Genomic DNA, 17,272 nt, shown 5'->3' with positions numbered 1-17,272 from the left:
ATCATCTCATGGAGGCAGCGGCCTAACTGTCAAGCCGGAGCATTTGAGCCGCGCCAATCGCGGCGATTCGCGATGCCGTTAACATTCGATTCGTGCAACTTTTATGGCTTTTTTATCGTGGTTGCGCCGATTCGGTACCGAGTCGCGCTCTAAACATTCGAGTCGGCACGGGTCAATTCCCGGCGATGACGCGCCACTGTGGGGCGTGCGGTCATGCGCTGCAGCAGCAGCGGCCGGATATCGGCCTTGCGGCCGGCGCGCCAGCCGGCCTCCAGCATCAGCCAATGGAACAGATCGCGCTGGGCGTGGCTGCCGCCGATTCCGGCAACGCCATCCAGACCCATATGCAACTGGCGGAAAGCCTCATCCCACTGGCCCCGGCCATAGGCCAGGATGCCGCGCCCCAGGGGCAGTGCCACGCCATGCCAGACCGGGTCGTTGGCCGTGTGGCTGTATTCGGCCATTGAGGTGAGCAGTTCCTGCGCCGAGGCATCATAGCCTGCGCGGGCAAGGCCGAGCAGGTAATGCAGATCGAGAAACGGATCGACATGCTCGTGCAGGCGCGGTTCGAGATAGCGTGCCAGTTCCTGCCAGCGCCCGCCGGTATCGAGGCCGACGAATTCCAGCCGCGCCAGTAATGCCACGGCATTCACCTGATCCTGGCTGTATTCCTTCCACACACCCCAGACATGCTGGTCATAGAGTTCAAGCGCCTGCGCCGGATCGTCGCAATCGATGGCGAACAATGCCGCATGCCACCAGTTATGGGTCAGCATGAAGCTGTTGCAATCGGCCCAGCAATCGCTGAAGCCCAGCATGGCATCCAGGCCCTCCGCCGTGCGGCCCTGTGCTTCCATCACATGCGCCAGCGCATGATGCGCCCAGGGTTCGCGCCGCAGCATGGCAATCGCCTGCCGCGCACTGGCCTCGGCTTCTTCCAGGCGATGGCATTCCTCCAGGGCGAAGGCGCGCATGCCATGCAGATAGGCGCTCTCTTCATTCGCCGCGCGTGCCATATCGGCCAGCCGCAGCATGCCCTCGGCATCGCCGATATGGAATTGATGCACCTGACCGAGCTTCATCGCTGCCAGATCGTGCGGATAATCCCGCACGATCTGCTGATGCAGGGCGATGGCCTGGCGCAGATCGTTTTTCGTCCAGGCGCGCACCGCCTGGTGCCACAGAAGCTCGCGCGGCAGGGCCTTGGACAGCGTGGCCTCAGCGCGGTCGAGGAAGCGTGTCGCGTTGGCCGCGGCTTCGCCGGTCTGCATGAACAAGGCCAGTGCTGCGGCCTTGGCAGCCACCAGCGGCTGCGCCGGTGCCAGTTCGGCGGCTTCCCAGGCTGCTGCCGCCGTCTTGCCATAACTCAGGAAGCTGCGGTCGAATTCATCCAGCCGGCCAACGATTGCCGGATCGTCGCTGCTGACGCCCAGGCCCTGTGCATCCTTAAGGCTCATGTATTCATGCTCAGGGCCAGTCGTTGAGCCGATCAAACGGGTAGAGCGGCTTGCGCAGCCGCTTGTAGTCCAGCTTGGCATTGTCCGAAGTGGTCACGCCGGTACCATCCAGCGTGTAGGTGGCTTTCGCCAGGGGGGCGAAGCCGGCGCGGTAATGGATGCGCGATTTCAGCAGCAGATATTGCTTCGCCAGGGGATCGATACCCACCGAGGTGAACACGCCGGTATCCCAGGGCTCATGATGGTTCGACACCACCACGATCTGCATGCCGCCGGTCTCGAATACGGCGGTGGGACCCATCTTCACCACATAGCCGTTATACATCGGGCCGCGCACCACCCATTCGCCGTCGGTGATGGTGCGTACCCGGCCGGTGAGTTCGAGCGGCCGGCCTGCCTCATGGATCGCCGGCATGTCGGTCTTGCCGCCAAGCTGCAACGTGATCGTGGCGCCAACGCCGGCCTGCTGCATCTGCTTTACCGCCGCCGGGTCCCACACCGCGCCCACGGCCACATCCTGCAAACCCTGGCGCAGCACCTCGGCGATCACCGTCATCACATCCTGGGTGCCGCCGGAGCCGCAATTGTCGGCATGATCCAGCAGCACGATGGGGCCATCCACGGTCTTCGCCTTTTCCTTGGCTTCGGCCACGGTTTCCTGCAGGTCGCGATGGCGATAGAGGAAGATGTCGCGTTGCTCCCAGGCGGCCTTGGCAATGCGCGCCGCCGCCGCATCGGCCTGGGCGAAATCATTGCCGATACAGATCACGCTGGTGCCGGCATCGGCGATATCGGCGAGTGCGAAGCCGCCGAATACGGTCGCTGCCGGCAGGCCGGTGGCTTCCTCGGCGTTGCAGGCCGCGATCAGGCCTTTCATCGGTTCGTCCGCCGTGCCTTGCGCCAATGTCTGGGACAGCAGCGGCAATTGCCGCCAGGCCATTACCGGCTTGGGCCGCTTGCCTTGCAGCCAGCCGAGCAGGATACGGCCGACCTGTTCCGCCACGACATCCATGTCGACATGTGGATAGGTCTTGTAACCGATCAGCGCATCGCAATTGTCGATCATGCGCTGGGTCAGATTGCAATGCAGGTCGAGTGTCACGGCGATGGGCAGGTCGGGCCGGATGGCGCGGATGCGTTCCAGCAGCGTGCCTTCGCCATCATCGGTGCCATCCGCCACCATGGCACCGTGCAGATCCAGCAGGCAGGCATCGCAGCCGGCTTTTACTGCCTCCATGATCGGTTCGCAGAGCGCGGCATAGGCTTCTTTGGTTACCTTGCCGCCGGGCATGGCTTCGGCAGCCACTGGCAGGACGACTTCGGCGCTCATTTCCCGGGCCAGCTTGAGGTAGACGCCCAGCGGCATATTGGTTTTGGCATAGGCGTCGATGGCGGCCTGATTGCGATACAGCCCCCAGGCCTCGAACCGCGCCAGGTCGGTCACGATGGGCGAGAAGGTGTTGGTCTCATGCTTCATCATCGCGAGGACGAATTTCATGGCGGCGGGGCGACTCCGGATTGTTCGTAGGCATATGGAAGCATAGGCCGCCGCCGCCGCAAAGAGGGAAAAGCCGCGTCAGCCGCGCGGATTTGCCGCGCCCGCGTTGCCGGCGCCACTGAACGGGCAATATTCCGGCTTGAGGTCGAGCAGCGGCGTGCCATCCAGGCAGTCCAGGCCGCGCACCAGCAGGCTGTTGCCCTGGCGGCTTTCCAGTACCACTACAGCCGTGCCGATCGGATTGGGCCTCAGCGGCGAGCGCAGCGCGAAGCTGCCCAATGTGCGGCCATCATTCTTCGGGCTTTGCTGCACCAGATCGCGGCGGGCGCGGTCGAGCCAGTAGAGCACTTCCAGCCGGGCATAAGCCTCGATGCCTTGCAGTGCCAGCGCCCAGGGCTCGAACAGTTCGATGCGGCAAAGCGGTCCGTCCGGCTTGCCGTGGCGCGGGCAATCGGCACGGTTGGCCCAGGGCGTGTGGATGCGGCCGATGAATTCCAGTCCGGCATCGCCGGCTTTCGGCGGTGCCACGCTGAGTTCGCCGGGGCGCAGGGAATCCTGTTCACTCATGCCGCCATCTTCCCGCTGTGGCGGCGGCTTGGCAATGCACAACGAAAAAACCCCGGCAGTTGCCTGCCGGGGTTTCTGTTCAGGACGCTTGTTCCTGGAGGATCACTCGTTCTTCTGGCCGAACAGGTTCAGCAGGGCCATGAAGATGTTGAGGAAGTTCACATAGAGCGACACGGCGCCGAAGATCGCCTGCTTGGTCTGCACGTCGGCCGGGTCACCTTCGTAGAAGTCGCTCTTGATGCGCTGGGTGTCGAAGGCGGTCAGGCCGGTGAATACCAGCACGGTGATCGCCGAGATCGCCATCTGCAGCACGCTCGAACCCAGGAAGATGTTCACGATGCCGGCGATCAGCAGGCCGATCACGCCCATGAATAGGAACGAGCCCATGCCGGTCAGGTCACGCTTGGTGGTGTAGCCCCACAGGCTCATGGCACCGAACATCGACGCGGTGATCAGGAAGATGCGCGCGATGGAGCCGCCAGTATAGACCAGGAAAATGCCGCCCAGCGACACGCCCATGGCGGCGGTGAAGGCCCAGTACAGCGCCTGCACGGCGGTGGCGGAAAGCTTGTTGGCCGCGAAGGTCATCACCAGCAGCAGGCCGAGCGGTACCAGGGCGACCACAAGGCGCATGTTGCCGCCATACAGCGCCTGCATCAGTGCCGGGCTGTTGGCCACCGCGATGGCGAGGATGCCGGACAGCGCAAGGCCCGAACCCATCAGGTTGTAGACACGGAGCATGTAGGAGCGCAGCGCCTGGTCGATGGTCGCGCGGTCCAACGTGCCGGCCGAGTAGCCGTAGCGCGTCTGGTTGAAGGGCGTGGACATGTGGGTAGCCTCCGTTGAAAGGACGACGTTTATGCGTCGTTTATGTCACCCCCGATACTTGGGGATTTGCGCCACGATTTCAAGCCCCTATCGCAGCTTGTCAAGATTGGCGATTCTCCCACTAAAACCGTTCATTTCAAAGGGAAATCGGTGTATCTGATAGGCATGAGCGCCTGATCAACGGGCGCCGGAGCCTCCCATGAACGCCTCTTCCCCGCCCGAAGCCCCGGGAACCCGGGTTTCGTTGGCACGCCTGACCCTGATTCTTGGCGCGCTGACCGCCTTCACGCCGCTCGGCGTCGATATGTACCTGCCGGCCCTGCCGGCCTTGGGCCGTGAGTTCGCAGCCGCCCATGGCCGCATCGAGCTTACCCTGTCGGCCTTCTTCCTCGGCTTGGCCCTGGGGCAGTTGCTGATCGGCCCGCTGTCGGACCGATTCGGCCGCCTGAAACCGCTCTATATCGCCAGCGCGGTGTTCATCATCGCCTCCATCGCCTGCGCTTTCGCCCGCGATGTCGAAACCCTGATCGTGCTGCGCTTCGTGCAGGCGCTGGGCTGCTGCGGCGGCCTGGTGATCGGCCGCGCCATGGTGCGAGACCTCTATCCGCCGCAGGAAATGGCCCGCGTCTTCTCGCTGCTGATGCTGGTGCTCGGCGTGGCGCCGATCCTGGCACCCCTGCTGGGCGGCTACATGCTGATCTGGTTCGGCTGGCCGTCGATCTTCGGCTTCCTCGGCGCGATCGGCCTTGTCGTGCTGGTTGCCGCCATGCTGCTGCTGCCGGAAAGCCATCGTGGGCCGTATCAGCCGCTGTCTTTCGTTGGCACGCTGAAAGCCTATGCCGGCTTTTTCCGCGACCGCCGCTTCATGGGCTACACGCTGGCCTCGGCTCTGCCGTCCGGCGGCATGTTCGCCTATATCGCCGGCTCGCCTTTCGTGTTCATCGATCTGCATGGCCTGCAGCCGCATCACTATGCCTGGGTATTCGGCGGCGGTGCCTTCGGCCTGATCGGCCTGTCTCAGCTGAATCGCGTACTGCTGCGCCGCTTCAGTGCCGCCGAGGTGCTGAAATATGCCGGTGCGGTGGCGGCATTCTTCGGCATCGTGCTGTTCGCTGGCTCCTATGCCGGACTCGGGCTTGGTTTCCTGATTCCGGGCGTGATCTGCACCATCGCGCCGCTGGGCATGGTGATGCCGAATGCCGGCGCCTCTGCCATGGCCGGCGTGCTTGGGCCCCGTGCCGGTACGGCGGCGGCGCTGATGGGCATCATCCAGTTCGGCTGCGGCGGCATTTCGTCAGCCCTGGTCGGCGCGCTGCATAACGGCACGGCTTTGCCGATGACCGGTATGATCGCGCTGCTGATGGCCGGCGGCTTCATCGCCCGCGCCTGGCTGGTGCGGGACGACGACTGAGTCTTAAGACTGGGGCTGAGCCTTGCGCCGCTATGCCTGACGCAGCAGCGGCGCCGGCTTGGCGTTCAGCGTTGCCCAGGCGCCGCCGAGGCCAAGCAGCAAAGCCACGCCGAGGCCGCCGAGTGCTGTGAGCGCGGCGGTGCCGGCCAGCGGCGTGTAGCCGGAATTCATGATCCGCGCCACGATGCCCCAGGAAGCCGCCAGGCCCAGGCCATAGGCCAGGGCCGCGCCGACCAGGCCGACGGCGGCATATTCCAGCAGATGCGCCGCCAGGATGTCGCTGCGCGTGGCGCCCAGGGCTTTCAGGATCGCGCCTTCGCGCAGCCGGCGGCGATGCTCGGCGGCCAGCGCACCGGCCAGCACCAGCAGGCCGGAAATCAGCGTGACGATGGCGGCACCGCGCACGGCCGAACCGAGCTTGGTGACCAGGTTGTTCACCTCGGTCAGCACATCCTTCATGCGGATCACCGAGATGCCGGGCATCTGTTTGGTGACGGCACGGAACAACGCATTCTCGCCCTCTGGCGTCGCCTTCACGGTGGCGAGATGGGTATGCGGTGCGCGTTCCAGCAGGCCGGGCGAGAACACGATGACGAAGTTGATGCCCAGGCTGCTCCAGTCGAGCCGGCGGATATTGGCGATTTTGGCCTCGATGTCACGGCCCAGGATATTCACCGTCAGGCTGTCGCCGAGCTTCAGCCCCAGGCCCTTGGCCACGGCTTCCTCCAGCGAGATCAGCGGCGGGCCGTCGTAATCCTTCGGCCACCATTGGCCGGCGACCAGGGTGGAACCTTCCGGCAATTCGCGCGAATAGGTCAGGCCACGGTCGCCCTGCAGCACCCAGCGCTGCTCGGGATCCACTGTTACCTGCTCCGGCGCCAGATCGCCGACGCGCGTGATGCGGCCGCGCAGATTGGGCACGGTCTGCACCGCGCCGGTGCCCGGTGTTGCCGCCACTAGCTGCTTGAAGGCGTCGATCTGGTCGGGCTGGATATCGACAAAGAAGAAAGCCGGGGCTTCATCGGGCAGGCGTTCGGTCACCTGCGCATGCAGGTTGCCCTCCACCTGCGCCATGGTGACCAGCAGCGTCAGCGCCACGCCGAGCGACAGCATCAGGCTGGCGGTGGCTGAGCCGGGACGATGCAAGGCGGCCAGCGCCAGCCGCAATCTGGCGGTCCAGCGGCCCCGATTGGCCGGCAGAGTGATGCGCGCCGCCACTTTGCCAAGGCCCCAGGCGAGCAGGCGGAAGAACAGGAAGCTGACCGCCGCACCGGCAACGAAATAGGCGGCGAAGCGCGGCACTTCGGCGGAGAAGATCGCCAGGGCTGCCAGGGCAGCGAACAGCAATGCCGTGCCGAGCAGATAAGGCCAGCGCGGCAGGTTCAGGCCCGGTGCCACCAGATCGCGGTAAAGCGCTGCCGGTCGGATATCGGCGGCACGCGCCAGCGGCCACAGCGCGAAAGCCAGGGCCACCAGCAGGCCATAGAGGCCGGCGACGGCCAGGGGCTGCCAGTAGAGGCCGGCGGCCAGCGGCACGGGCAGGGCGGCGTTCAGTGCATTGGCGGCCAGCATCGGCAGGAAGGCACCGAGGCTGACGCCGATGACGATGCCGATGCCGGCGAGCAGGAAAGTTTGCCACAGATAGACGCGGAAAATCAGCCCGGTGGTGGCGCCGAGCGATTTCAGTGTCGCGATGGTGCCGGTCTTGGCCTGCATATGGGCATGCACGGCATTGGCGACGCCGACGCCGCCGATCAGCAGGGCGGTGAGGCCGACCAGCACCAGGAATAGGCCGGCGCGGTCGAGGAAGCGGCGCAGGCCGGGGTTGCCGCCGCGCCAGTCGCGGATGCGCCAGCCGCTCTCGGCGAATTCGGCCTTGGCACGCGCGGTCACGCTTTCCAGCTCGATGCCGGGTGCATAGGAAATGCGATAGTGGAAGTAGCTCAAGGAACCCGGCTGCACCAGGCCGCTGGCATCCAGCGCCGCGCGGCTGGCCAGCACGCGCGGCCCCAGCGTCAGGCCCTCGGTGGCGCGGTCCGGTTCGCGCTCGATCACGGCGTTGAGCCTGAACTTCGCCTGGCCGATGCCGATCACATCGCCAAGCTGTGCTTCCAGCCGCACCAGGGTGGCTTCATCCACGGCGGCACCGAACACATCGCCATCGCGGCGCAGCACATCCGCCAGCGGCAGGGCCGGCTGCAGCATCACCTGGCCGACCAGCGGATAGGCTTGATCCACGGCTTTCAGTTCAACCAGCGTGCTGGTGTCGCCTGCTGTCCGATGCGCCATGGCGCGCATCTGCACGGTTTCTGAAACACGGCCCTGGGCATCGAGGAAGGCGCGTTCGCGTGGCTCGGCTTCGCGGTGGATCAGGCGGAATTCGATATCGCCGCCCAGCAGTAGGCGGCCGTCGCGTTCAAGCCCGGCGACGATGGCGGAGCTGAGCGAGCCGATACCGGCAATGGAAGCAACGCCGAGCGCAAGGCAGGCGACAAAGAGGCGGAAGCCGAGCAGGCCGCCGCGCAGCTCGCGCCAGGAAAGTTTGAGAGACAGCATCAATCGGCCGCCTGGGCCAGTATGGCCTTGCCCGGCTCGATGCTCCTGATCCTGCCATCCTCGATCCGCACCACGCGGTCGCAGCGTTCTGCCAGGGCCTGGTCATGGGTGATCAGGATCAGGGTGGAATTCAGCCGCGCCGCTTCGCCGAACAACAGGTCGATGATCGCCTGGCCGGTGCTGCCATCGAGATTGCCGGTCGGCTCGTCGGCCAGCAGCAGGGCCGGCTTCGGCGCCACGGCACGGGCCAGGGCCACGCGCTGCTGTTCGCCGCCGGAAAGCTGTGCCGGATAATGCGTCTCACGCTGGCCAAGGCCGACCTGGGCCAGCGCCGCGCGGGCGCGGGCTTCGGCATCGGCGGCGCCGGCGAGTTCCATCGGCACCATCACATTCTCTAGCGCCGTCATGGTCGGGATCAGGTTGAAGGCCTGGAACACAATGCCGATGCGCTCGCGGCGCCACAGCGCCAGCTCGTCTTCCTTCAGCTTGTTCAGATCGGCGCCGGCCACGCGCACATTGCCGCTGCTGACGCTTTCCAGGCCGCCAAGCACTGCCAGCAGGGTGGACTTGCCGGAACCCGAGGGGCCGACGATGCCGATCCGTTCACCTGGCGCGACACTCAGATCAATGCCGCGCAGGATGTTGACCGGGCCGGCCGTGCTGGTGAGAGTGAGCTTCACATCGGTCAGCGTCACGATGGCGCTGGCCGGAGCAGTGAATTCGGAGGCGGAAGTGGCTGTCATGCGTGTCATGGTTCCTTTGCACGGACTATATGGGAGGCTCCTGCGCCAGCGCCAATATTTGGCCTGGCTGTTTGTGACGCTGCTCACCATTACGTTATCGCTGGCTTCGGCTGCCTCGGCCCAGGCACAGGGAATCCGCCTGCTGGCGCTCGGCGACAGTCTCACCGCCGGTTACAATCTGCCCGCCGATGCCGCTTTCCCGGCGCAGCTTGAGAAGGCGCTGCGCGAAGCGGGTATGAATGTCACTGCGATCAATGCCGGTGTTTCCGGCGACACATCGGCTGGCGCGCTTTCAAGGCTCGACTGGTCGCTTGCCGACAAGCCGACCCATGCCTTGGTGGCGCTGGGTGCGAACGACATGCTGCGGGGCTTGAGCCCGGAGAATGCCCAGACCAATATCGAGCGCATTGTCACCAAGCTGCAATCCGCCGGGGTCAAGGTGATGCTGGTCGGCATGATGGCGGCGCCCAATCTGGGCGAGGATTACGGCCGCCGCTTCAATGCGCTGTATCCGGCGCTGGCTGAGAAATACAAGCTGCCGCTCTATCCATTCTTCCTTGATGGCGTCGCTACAAGGCGCGACCTGACGCTGGATGACGGCATGCACCCGAACCGCGCCGGTGTCGCCGAAATGGTCAAGCGCATGCTGCCGTCAGTGACGGCGTGGCTGAAAGGGTAAACGCTTGCGCCGCTCCGTTCTGCTTATAGTGGCGCAGTAAACCCAGCTTAGTCATGCCGGCGAAAGCCGGCATCCCATTTCCTGGCGCGTCATTCTCAAAGGCAAATGGGACCCTCGCTTTTGCGAGGGTGACAAATTGTATGGGGTGATTGGCTATGGTGGGAATTCGTTCTTAGAATTCCTGCCAGTCGTCATCGTCAGCCGGCTTCGGCGCGGGCTTGGCTGCGGCGACCGGCTTGGGCGCGGCGACCGGCTTTGGCGTCGTGGCCGCAGGCCTGGTCACTGCAGGCTTGGCCGCCATCGGCGCCGGCTTGATTGCTGCCGCTGCCGCCTTGGCCGGAACGAGTGCCGGCGGCGGAGCAACGGGCTTGGCCATCGCCGACGCCGGGGTTGATGCCGCCGCCGCATCATCGAGCTTGAAGAAACCAACAAGCTGCGCCAGTTCACGTGCCTGCCCGGCCAGCGATTGCGCCGCCGCCGTGGTTTCTTCCACCAGAGCGGCATTGCGCTGGGTCATCTCGTCCATGCTGCCTACAGCGGTGTTGATCTGCTCAAGGCCGGTGGCCTGCTCGCGGCTGGCGGCGGCGATCTCGGCAACGATATCCGACACCTTCTTGATCGCGGCGACGATATCGGTGAGCGATTTGCCGGTCTGATTGACCAGGCCGGCGCCGGTTTTCACCTGGGCGTTGGAGGCCTGGATCAGTGCCTTGATCTCGCGCGAGGCATTGGCCGAACGCTGCGCCAACGCGCGCACTTCCTGTGCCACGACGGCGAAACCCTTGCCGGCCTCGCCGGCACGGGCGGCTTCAACGCTGGCATTCAGCGCCAGCAGGTTGGTCTGGAAGGCGATCTCGTCGATCAGGCCGACGATATCGGAAATCTTGCGCGCGCTTTCCTCGATCTGTGTCACTGCCGCCACGGCATCGCTCACCACGCTGCCGCCCTTCTCGGCGCTGTCGCGTGCTGTGGTGGCCAGCTGGTTCGCGGCCTGGGCATTATCGGCATTCTGCTTCACCGTGGTGGTGATTTCGTGCATCGAAGCGGCGGTTTCCTCGATGCTGGCGGCCTGGCTTTCGGTGCGCTGAGCCAGATCCTGGCTGCCGGTGGAGATTTCATCGGAAGCGGTTTTCACCGACTGTGCCGTCATGGTCAGGCGGCCGGCAAAATCCCGCATCTGGTCGGCCATGCTGTTGACGCCATGCTTGATCTCGCCGAACACGCCGCGATAGTCGCCCTTCACGCGCGGGCGCAGGTCGCCGCCCGCCATGGCGCCCATGGTGGAAGCCAGTTCCTCGCTCATGGTTTGCAGCGTCACCACCAGGCGGTTCAGTTCCTGGCTGGTGGAGAGGAAGAAGCCGCTCTTGCCACCCTCGCTGATGCGGCCCGAGAGATCACCCTGGCCGACCTGATTGACCAGCGCGGCGATTTCCTCACCTGCTGCCTTCTCGCTGGTTTCGCGCTCCTGCCGGCGGCGCTCGGTTTCCTCGCGCTGGCGGGCAATGTCTGCTTCGGCCTGCTCGCGCGCCGCCATGTTATCCTTGAATACCTGCAAGGCCTTGGCCATGCGGCCGATTTCGGCGCCGCGCTCGACGAAGGGGATGGCGACGGTGAGGTCACGGTCGGCCAGACGCTGCATCGCCTCGGTCATGCCGGTGATCGGCCCGCTGACGCGCCATTGCACAATCAGGAAGCCAATCACGGTTACCGCTACAGCCAGGGCCAGCAGCACGCCGCTGATCACCAGGCGCCGCATTGCCAGATCCTTCTGCTCATCGGCACGCAGGATGAGTTGTTCCAGCGCCTGATTGGCGATTTCATTGATCAGGCTCAGGCCTTCCACCTGGCGCGGCTGGAATTCGGCCTGCGGGATATCGGGCTTCTGGCCGGCGGTCAGCGCGGTCACCACCTTCTGGCGCTCATCGGCCATCGGCCCCTGGAATACAGCGCGGGTCTTGTTGGCGGCATCCGCCACGGCGGCTGGCATGTCACTGCGTGCGGCGGCTTCGGTAATGATGCCCCAGGCGGTAAGCAGGCGGCCGAAATCCTCGGCATGAGCCGCGATGTCGGTGGCGGTCCAGGGCTGGCCGCCGGTCATTGAGGCGAGCAGGCGCAGTACCATCGAGCCAGCATAATTGCGCGCCACCCAGGCGGTGCGCTTCACCGTCAGCAACTGGTCAACCATCGGATCGACCATCTTCAGCGAGGCTTCGAGATAGTCTGAAGCAGCCTCCACGGCATCCAGATAGGCCTGCGTCACGCGCGGCCAGTCGCGCATCGCCTGGGCATCGCGCTGTGTTTCCGCCGCCGCCATCGCCGCCAGCGCTTTGGGCCGCAGTGCATCTACGGCATCATGGGTTTCCTTCAGCTTGGACAGGATCGGGCCGGAGCCGGGCAGCGAAGCCGCCAGCGCAGCGAGGCCGGTATAGCCGTCCTGGAAGCCTTTCTTGGCTATTGCACCGTATTCGCCGACATTCTTGCGCGAGGCGTCTTCCGCCGGATCCTTGCTGCGCATGGCGATGATCACATTGCCGCGTTCAAGCCGGTGTTGCTGCAGCGAAAGGAAGAAGCTCTGACTGATCGGTGCCAGTGCGGCAACGCGCTGCGCGGCGTGGCTGCGCTCAAGTGCTTCCTGCAGGGACTTGACGCTGACTGCCACCAGCAGCAACCCAAGTACGCCAATGATCACGCCGAGAATGGTGCGGATCGAAAGATTCTTCATGGAAGTTCCCCCCTGCATTGGGCCGGCGTAATTCTGTCGGCAGCGCCGCAAACATGCTGCGGCCGGGTTCCATCCTAGCGTGCAAGGGTGGGCGCGAGATAGCCTGCTTTTGTGGCTATCTCTTTCATTTTGCGAATGTTTCGACCTGCAAGCATGCCGCTGCCGCTTGTATGGTGCGGCTTGATGCAGCCTGCAGTGCAAATCATCCAGCCGGCATGGCCTGGAACATCGCGATGGAATCAAAACGAGTCCGAAACCGGACAGCGTTGGCAAACCGTCATCTTCAGCCGCCATAAATCGCTTGAAACGCAATTAGTTGTTGTCGATAGGGCGGTCAGCCTACAATATGTGGCTGCTTAGCTTGTTGCCTGAAGGATTGCCGTCATGGAGTTTCGTCGTCTCGGCCGCACCGATTTGCAGGTGAGCCTGATCTGTCTCGGCACCATGACCTGGGGCCAGCAGAACACCGAGGCCGAAGCCCATGCCCAGCTTGATTATGCCTGGGAGCGCGGCATCAATTTCCTCGACGCCGCTGAAATGTATCCGGTGCCGCCCCAGGCGGCGACCCAGGGGCGCACCGAAAGCCATATCGGCACCTGGCTGAAAGCGCGCCGTAACCGCGACAAGGTGATTGTTGCCACCAAGGTGGCCGGCCGTGGCGGCGGCCCGCGCGGCGATTTCACCTGGCTGCGCGATGACGGCCAGCCGCCGAACCTGAGCCGCCGGCAGATTTTCGAGGCAGTGGACAAGAGCCTGAAGCGGCTGCAGACCGATTACATCGATCTCTACCAGACTCATTGGCCGGATCGCCTGACCACCAATTTCGGCCGCGCCGAATATCCCTGGAACGACGAGCCGTCGGTGGCGATCGAGGAAACCGTTGCGGCCATGGGCGAACTGGTGCAGGCCGGCAAGATCCGGCATTTCGGCGTTTCGAACGAGACCGCCTGGGGCGTGATGAGCCACCTCGCCGCGCCGGGGCCTCGTCTGGCCTCGATCCAGAATCCCTACAATCTGCTCAACCGCGCCTATGAAGGCTCACTGTCCGAAGTGGCCCATAAGGAACAGGTCGGCCTGCTGGCTTATTCCCCGCTCGGCATGGGTGTGCTCAGCGGCAAGTATCTCGATGGCGCGCGGCCGGCCGGGGCGCGGCTGACGCTGTTCACCCGCTTCACCCGCTATTCCAATCCGCAGGTCGAGCGCACAGTCGGACGCTATGTGGCACTGGCGCGCCAGCATGGCCTCGATCCGGCGCAGATGGCGCTGGCCTATGTCAACACGCGGCCCTTCGTCACCGCGAACATCATCGGTGCCACCAGCCTTGAGCAGCTCAAGGCCGATATCGATTCCCTCAACGTCAACCTGTCCAAGGAGGTGCTCGACGGCATCGACGCGATCCATCGCGACCAACCCAATCCTGCTGCCTGATACCGCCACCCTCATCGCGGTCAGGCTCGCGTGACGAGGAGTATACGCCCATGGTCCGCCTGTTTGTCGCCTTAAGCATACCCGAGGCCACGTCCCTGGCCTTGCGCGGCCTGTGTTCCGGCCTGCCCGGAGCCCGCTGGGTCAATCCCGAACAATTTCACATCACCCTGCGCTTCATCGGCGAGGTGGATGGCCGCACCGCCCGCCATGTAGCGGAGGCGCTTACCGGCATCCAGATGCCGAGCTTTGAGGTGGCGCTGCATGGCGTCGGCACTTTCGGCGACAAGCGCGCGGCACGCAGCCTGTGGGCCGGCGTGCGGCCCAGCCAAAGCCTGGAGCGGCTGCATGAGAAGGTGGATGGCGCCATGGCGCGGCTGGGCCTGGAACCGGACCGGCGTAAATTCACGCCGCATGTGACGCTCGCGCGGCTGAACCAGCCGCCGGTGGAGCGCCTCGGCGCCTATCTGGCGCATCACGCGCTGGTCTCGCCGCCATCCTTCACCTGCGACCGTTTCGTGCTCTATTCCAGCTTCCTTTCTCATGGCGGCGCGATCTACACACCGGAGCGGATCTACCGCCTGGATGGCGTTGACGACCATGGCTGGATGGATGACGAGGCCGAGGATTGGGAGCGCGCCGAGGCGGCACGCGAGCGCGAATCCTGGGAGCAGGAGCGGCGCCAGATGCAGCCTGCCCTGAGCTATGGTTTCGGTGACTAAGTATAATTCGCTGGTCATTCTCACCGGTGCCGGCATCTCCGCCGAGTCCGGACTGGGCACCTTCCGCGACAAGGATGGGCTGTGGACCAGGTATGACCTGCGCGATGTGGCGACGCCGGAAGGCTTCGAGCGCAATCCGGCGCTGGTGCATGATTTCTACAATGCCCGCCGCCGCAACCTGATCGAGGCCGAACCGAACCCGGCCCATGCCGCGCTCGCCGCGCTCGAACGCGTCTGGCCGGGCGATTTCCTGCTGGTGACGCAGAATGTGGATGACCTGCATGAGCGCGCCGGTTCCACGAAGCTGCTGCACATGCATGGCGAATTGCTGAAGATCCGCTGTGGCAGCTGCAGCAACGTGCTGCCCTGCCGCGAGGATATCGACCTGTCCAGTGCCTGCCCGGCCTGTGCCACGCCGGGCGCCATGCGGCCGCATGTGGTGTGGTTCGGCGAAATGCCGTTCTACATGGACCGCATCGAGCAGGCGCTGAACGGCTGCGATCTGTTCGTTTCCATCGGCACCTCGGGCAGTGTCTACCCGGCGGCGGGCTTCGTCGCCGAGGCGCGCCGCCGCCGCGCTCATACGGTGGAACTCAATCTCGAACCCTCCGAGGGCTACTCGCAATTCTCCGAGAAACGCTACGGCCCGGCTTCCGAGCTTGTCCCGGCTTACGTGCAGGAACTGCTTGGCTGACACCACGCTGTTGTGTTGCGCCCTTGCCGTGATTCAGGCGACACTTGCCTCGGGTGACATGGCAATGGGTTGCGATGACAGGGGCGGGTAAAGGCCGTTTGCGCTGGTATGATGCCTGTTTCGCTGATCCCGGCGAGGAGGCGGCTTATCGGCAGGCCGATCTGGATGCCACATTGCTCTATGCCCGCATCGCGTTGCTGCTGGCCTTGTCGCTGTTCGGCCTGTTCGCCGCCGTCGATCTGCTATACGGCGCCGATGGCCGTACCCGGTTGCTGATTGCTCGCAGTCTGATCTGCGGCTGTTTCATTCTGCTCCTGCTGCTGACCTGGCATCCGGCGATACGCCGGCCGGACCGGGCAGTGTGGCATTCCCAAGCTGCTGCCTGTGCCATTGCCCTGGGCTTCAGCCTGCTGGTCGGTCTGGCCGATGAACCACTGCGCGGCTTCTATGTTCCGGGCATTCTGCTGGTGGTGGTGGCTTTGTTCGTGTTGCTGCGTCTGACTCTGCCGGAAATTGCCTGGATCGCGGTGCCGCTGGTCTGCATCTACGACGCTGTGTGGCTCCAGGTCTGGATCATGCCTGAGGAATTCGGCGCTTTCGTGGTGATGCAGTTCTATCTCTTCGCCGCCGTCATCGTCGGCGGCTTTTCGAATTACGCCATCGCGCACCACCGCCGCGTCACCCATGCTGCCGCCGGCGGCCTCCGCGCTCAGGCAGCGCATTTGCAGCAGGCGTTGCAGCAAGCGGCAATGGCGCGCCAGCAGGCTGAATATGCCTCGCGCGCCAAATCCGATTTCATTGCCCATATGAGCCATGAGCTGCGCACGCCGCTGAACGCGGTGATCGGCTTTGGCCAGGTGCTGGAAGGCGAGGTCTATGGCCCGCTCGGCGGCGACAAATATCGCGAATATGCTCGCCATATCCATGAAAGCGGCCAGCATCTGCTGTCGCTGATCAATGATATTCTTGATCTCTCTAAGGTCGAGGCCGGCCAGTTCGAACTGCACCGCGAACTGATCGATATTGCGGCTGCGATGCGGGCCGCCAGCCTGCTGGTTTCCGGCTTGACCTACAAGCGGCAAGTGAAATTGAGGCTGGCCGTGCCGCCGGAGCTGCCGCTGCTGCAGGCGGATGAGCGTGCGTTGAAGCAGATATTTGTCAACCTGCTTTCCAATGCGGCGAAATTCTCGCCCGCCGGTGGTGAAGTGTTGTTCACGGCTGAAGTGCAGCCGCGCGCGGTGGCTTTCATCATAGCCGATACCGGGCCGGGCATGGACGCCGAGCAGGTGGCCCGTGCCTTGGTACCGTTCGGTCAGGCCAGCGGTCACATCGCCGAGGCAACGCGCGGCACCGGCCTTGGCCTGCCGCTGGCGCAGCGTTTCACCGATCTGCATGGCGGCACGCTGGTGATCGACAGCCGGCCGGGCCAGGGCACCCGTGTCACGGTGACGCTACCGCTGAATTAATCCGTCGCGTTTTCGATCCGCTCCATATCTTCATCGGAGAGGCCGAAATGATGGCCGATCTCGTGGATCAGCACATGGCGCACCAGGCGGCCGAGCGGCTCGGCATTCTCGCACCAGTAATCCAGCAAAGGCCGACGGTAGAGGAAGATCATCGCCGGCATGGTGCCGGTGTAGCCGGCTTCCTCGGCGGTGATGCTACCGCCCTGGTAGAGGCCCAGCAGGTCGAAGGGGCTTTCCAGCCCCATCGTGGTCTGCACGTCCTCGTCGGGGAATTCCTCCACCCGGATCGGCACGCCATCGAGAAAGCGGCTTAAAGCCGGCATCAGGCGCGAACGTTCAGCTTCCGCGAGTGCGGCAAGGTCATCCAGGCTTGGCGGCAGCCTGTCAGCACCAATATGTGAAGCAGAGCCCATGCGGCGTGTTGTCCCAGGGTGGTTGCGGCGGGGCGTGGTCCACGATAGGTAATCGCTCCAAAGCGGTTTGTATAGCCGCAGATAGGCGAGC

Annotated in this window: 14 protein-coding genes; 6 read left to right on the top strand and 8 right to left on the bottom strand. The window is 64.5% G+C overall.

Annotation, left to right across the window (positions count from 1 at the left end; genetic code table 11):
• Positions 1 to 149: 149 nt before the first annotated feature.
• From ACQY7X_RS03600 to ACQY7X_RS03585, 4 genes are all read right to left on the bottom strand, one after another.
• A complete protein-coding gene (locus tag ACQY7X_RS03600) occupies positions 150 to 1,457 on the bottom strand; it encodes a tetratricopeptide repeat protein (RefSeq protein WP_428248483.1) in 1,308 nt (435 codons plus the stop codon).
• A 10-nt stretch (positions 1,458 to 1,467) separates the two neighbouring features.
• The gene (locus ACQY7X_RS03595) at positions 1,468 to 2,955 is read right to left on the bottom strand and encodes a M81 family metallopeptidase (RefSeq protein ID WP_428248482.1); all 1,488 of its coding nucleotides are present in this window, start codon (positions 2,953 to 2,955) and stop codon (positions 1,468 to 1,470) included.
• 78 nt (positions 2,956 to 3,033) lie between these two features.
• Complete coding sequence (gene tsaA / locus ACQY7X_RS03590; RefSeq protein ID WP_428248481.1) at positions 3,034 to 3,522, bottom strand: tRNA (N6-threonylcarbamoyladenosine(37)-N6)-methyltransferase TrmO; 489 nt, start codon at positions 3,520 to 3,522, stop codon at positions 3,034 to 3,036.
• A 102-nt stretch (positions 3,523 to 3,624) separates the two neighbouring features.
• On the bottom strand, positions 3,625 to 4,350 hold the full coding sequence (locus tag ACQY7X_RS03585; protein ID WP_428248480.1) for a Bax inhibitor-1/YccA family protein: 726 nt from the start codon (positions 4,348 to 4,350) through the stop codon (positions 3,625 to 3,627).
• A gap of 199 nt (positions 4,351 to 4,549) precedes the next feature.
• On the opposite strand from ACQY7X_RS03585, the gene ACQY7X_RS03580 reads away from it, so the two are divergent.
• On the top strand, positions 4,550 to 5,761 hold the full coding sequence (locus ACQY7X_RS03580; protein WP_428248479.1) for a multidrug effflux MFS transporter: 1,212 nt from the start codon (positions 4,550 to 4,552) through the stop codon (positions 5,759 to 5,761).
• A gap of 30 nt (positions 5,762 to 5,791) precedes the next feature.
• Here the strand turns inward: ACQY7X_RS03580 and ACQY7X_RS03575 are convergent, their stop codons facing one another.
• Complete coding sequence (locus ACQY7X_RS03575) at positions 5,792 to 8,317, bottom strand: ABC transporter permease (RefSeq protein WP_428248478.1); 2,526 nt, start codon at positions 8,315 to 8,317, stop codon at positions 5,792 to 5,794.
• Positions 8,317 to 9,060, bottom strand: coding sequence for an ABC transporter ATP-binding protein (locus ACQY7X_RS03570; protein ID WP_428248477.1), 744 nt, complete (start codon positions 9,058 to 9,060; stop codon positions 8,317 to 8,319). The genes ACQY7X_RS03575 and ACQY7X_RS03570 overlap by 1 nt, the downstream gene beginning before the upstream one ends.
• 58 nt (positions 9,061 to 9,118) lie before the next feature.
• On the opposite strand from ACQY7X_RS03570, the gene ACQY7X_RS03565 reads away from it, so the two are divergent.
• Complete coding sequence (locus ACQY7X_RS03565) at positions 9,119 to 9,739, top strand: arylesterase (RefSeq protein WP_428248476.1); 621 nt, start codon at positions 9,119 to 9,121, stop codon at positions 9,737 to 9,739.
• A 172-nt stretch (positions 9,740 to 9,911) separates the two neighbouring features.
• On the opposite strand, the gene ACQY7X_RS03560 is transcribed toward ACQY7X_RS03565, so the two are convergent.
• Positions 9,912 to 12,461 carry a methyl-accepting chemotaxis protein gene (locus tag ACQY7X_RS03560; RefSeq protein ID WP_428248475.1) on the bottom strand — a complete coding sequence of 850 codons (2,550 nt, stop codon included), beginning with the start codon at positions 12,459 to 12,461 and terminating at the stop codon, positions 9,912 to 9,914.
• A 384-nt stretch (positions 12,462 to 12,845) separates the two neighbouring features.
• Between ACQY7X_RS03560 and ACQY7X_RS03555 the strand changes: the two genes are divergently transcribed.
• From ACQY7X_RS03555 to ACQY7X_RS03540, 4 genes are all read left to right on the top strand, one after another.
• Entirely contained in the window at positions 12,846 to 13,889 is a 1,044-nt protein-coding gene (locus tag ACQY7X_RS03555) for an NADP(H)-dependent aldo-keto reductase (protein ID WP_428248474.1), read from the top strand.
• A gap of 50 nt (positions 13,890 to 13,939) precedes the next feature.
• Positions 13,940 to 14,608: an RNA 2',3'-cyclic phosphodiesterase gene (gene thpR / locus ACQY7X_RS03550; RefSeq protein ID WP_428248473.1), complete on the top strand. Its 669-nt coding sequence runs from the start codon at positions 13,940 to 13,942 to the stop codon at positions 14,606 to 14,608.
• Entirely contained in the window at positions 14,592 to 15,302 is a 711-nt protein-coding gene (gene cobB, locus ACQY7X_RS03545) for a Sir2 family NAD+-dependent deacetylase (RefSeq protein WP_428248472.1), read from the top strand. Before thpR ends, cobB begins: the two co-directional genes overlap by 17 nt.
• 74 nt (positions 15,303 to 15,376) lie before the next feature.
• Positions 15,377 to 16,768, top strand: coding sequence for a sensor histidine kinase (locus ACQY7X_RS03540; RefSeq protein ID WP_428248471.1), 1,392 nt, complete (start codon positions 15,377 to 15,379; stop codon positions 16,766 to 16,768).
• Here the strand turns inward: ACQY7X_RS03540 and ACQY7X_RS03535 are convergent.
• Positions 16,765 to 17,181 (bottom strand): metallopeptidase family protein, encoded by a 417-nt coding sequence (locus ACQY7X_RS03535; RefSeq protein WP_428248470.1) that lies wholly within the window; start codon positions 17,179 to 17,181, stop codon positions 16,765 to 16,767. The two genes, ACQY7X_RS03540 and ACQY7X_RS03535, sit on opposite strands and share 4 nt — an antisense overlap.
• Positions 17,182 to 17,272: the final 91 nt, after the last annotated feature.

Source organism: Ferrovibrio sp., from assembly GCF_965278975.1.
Taxonomy (GTDB): Bacteria; Pseudomonadota; Alphaproteobacteria; order Ferrovibrionales; family Ferrovibrionaceae; genus Ferrovibrio.
Note: the sequence above shows the minus strand (reverse complement) of the source record. Positions and strands in the feature narration are given on the sequence as shown.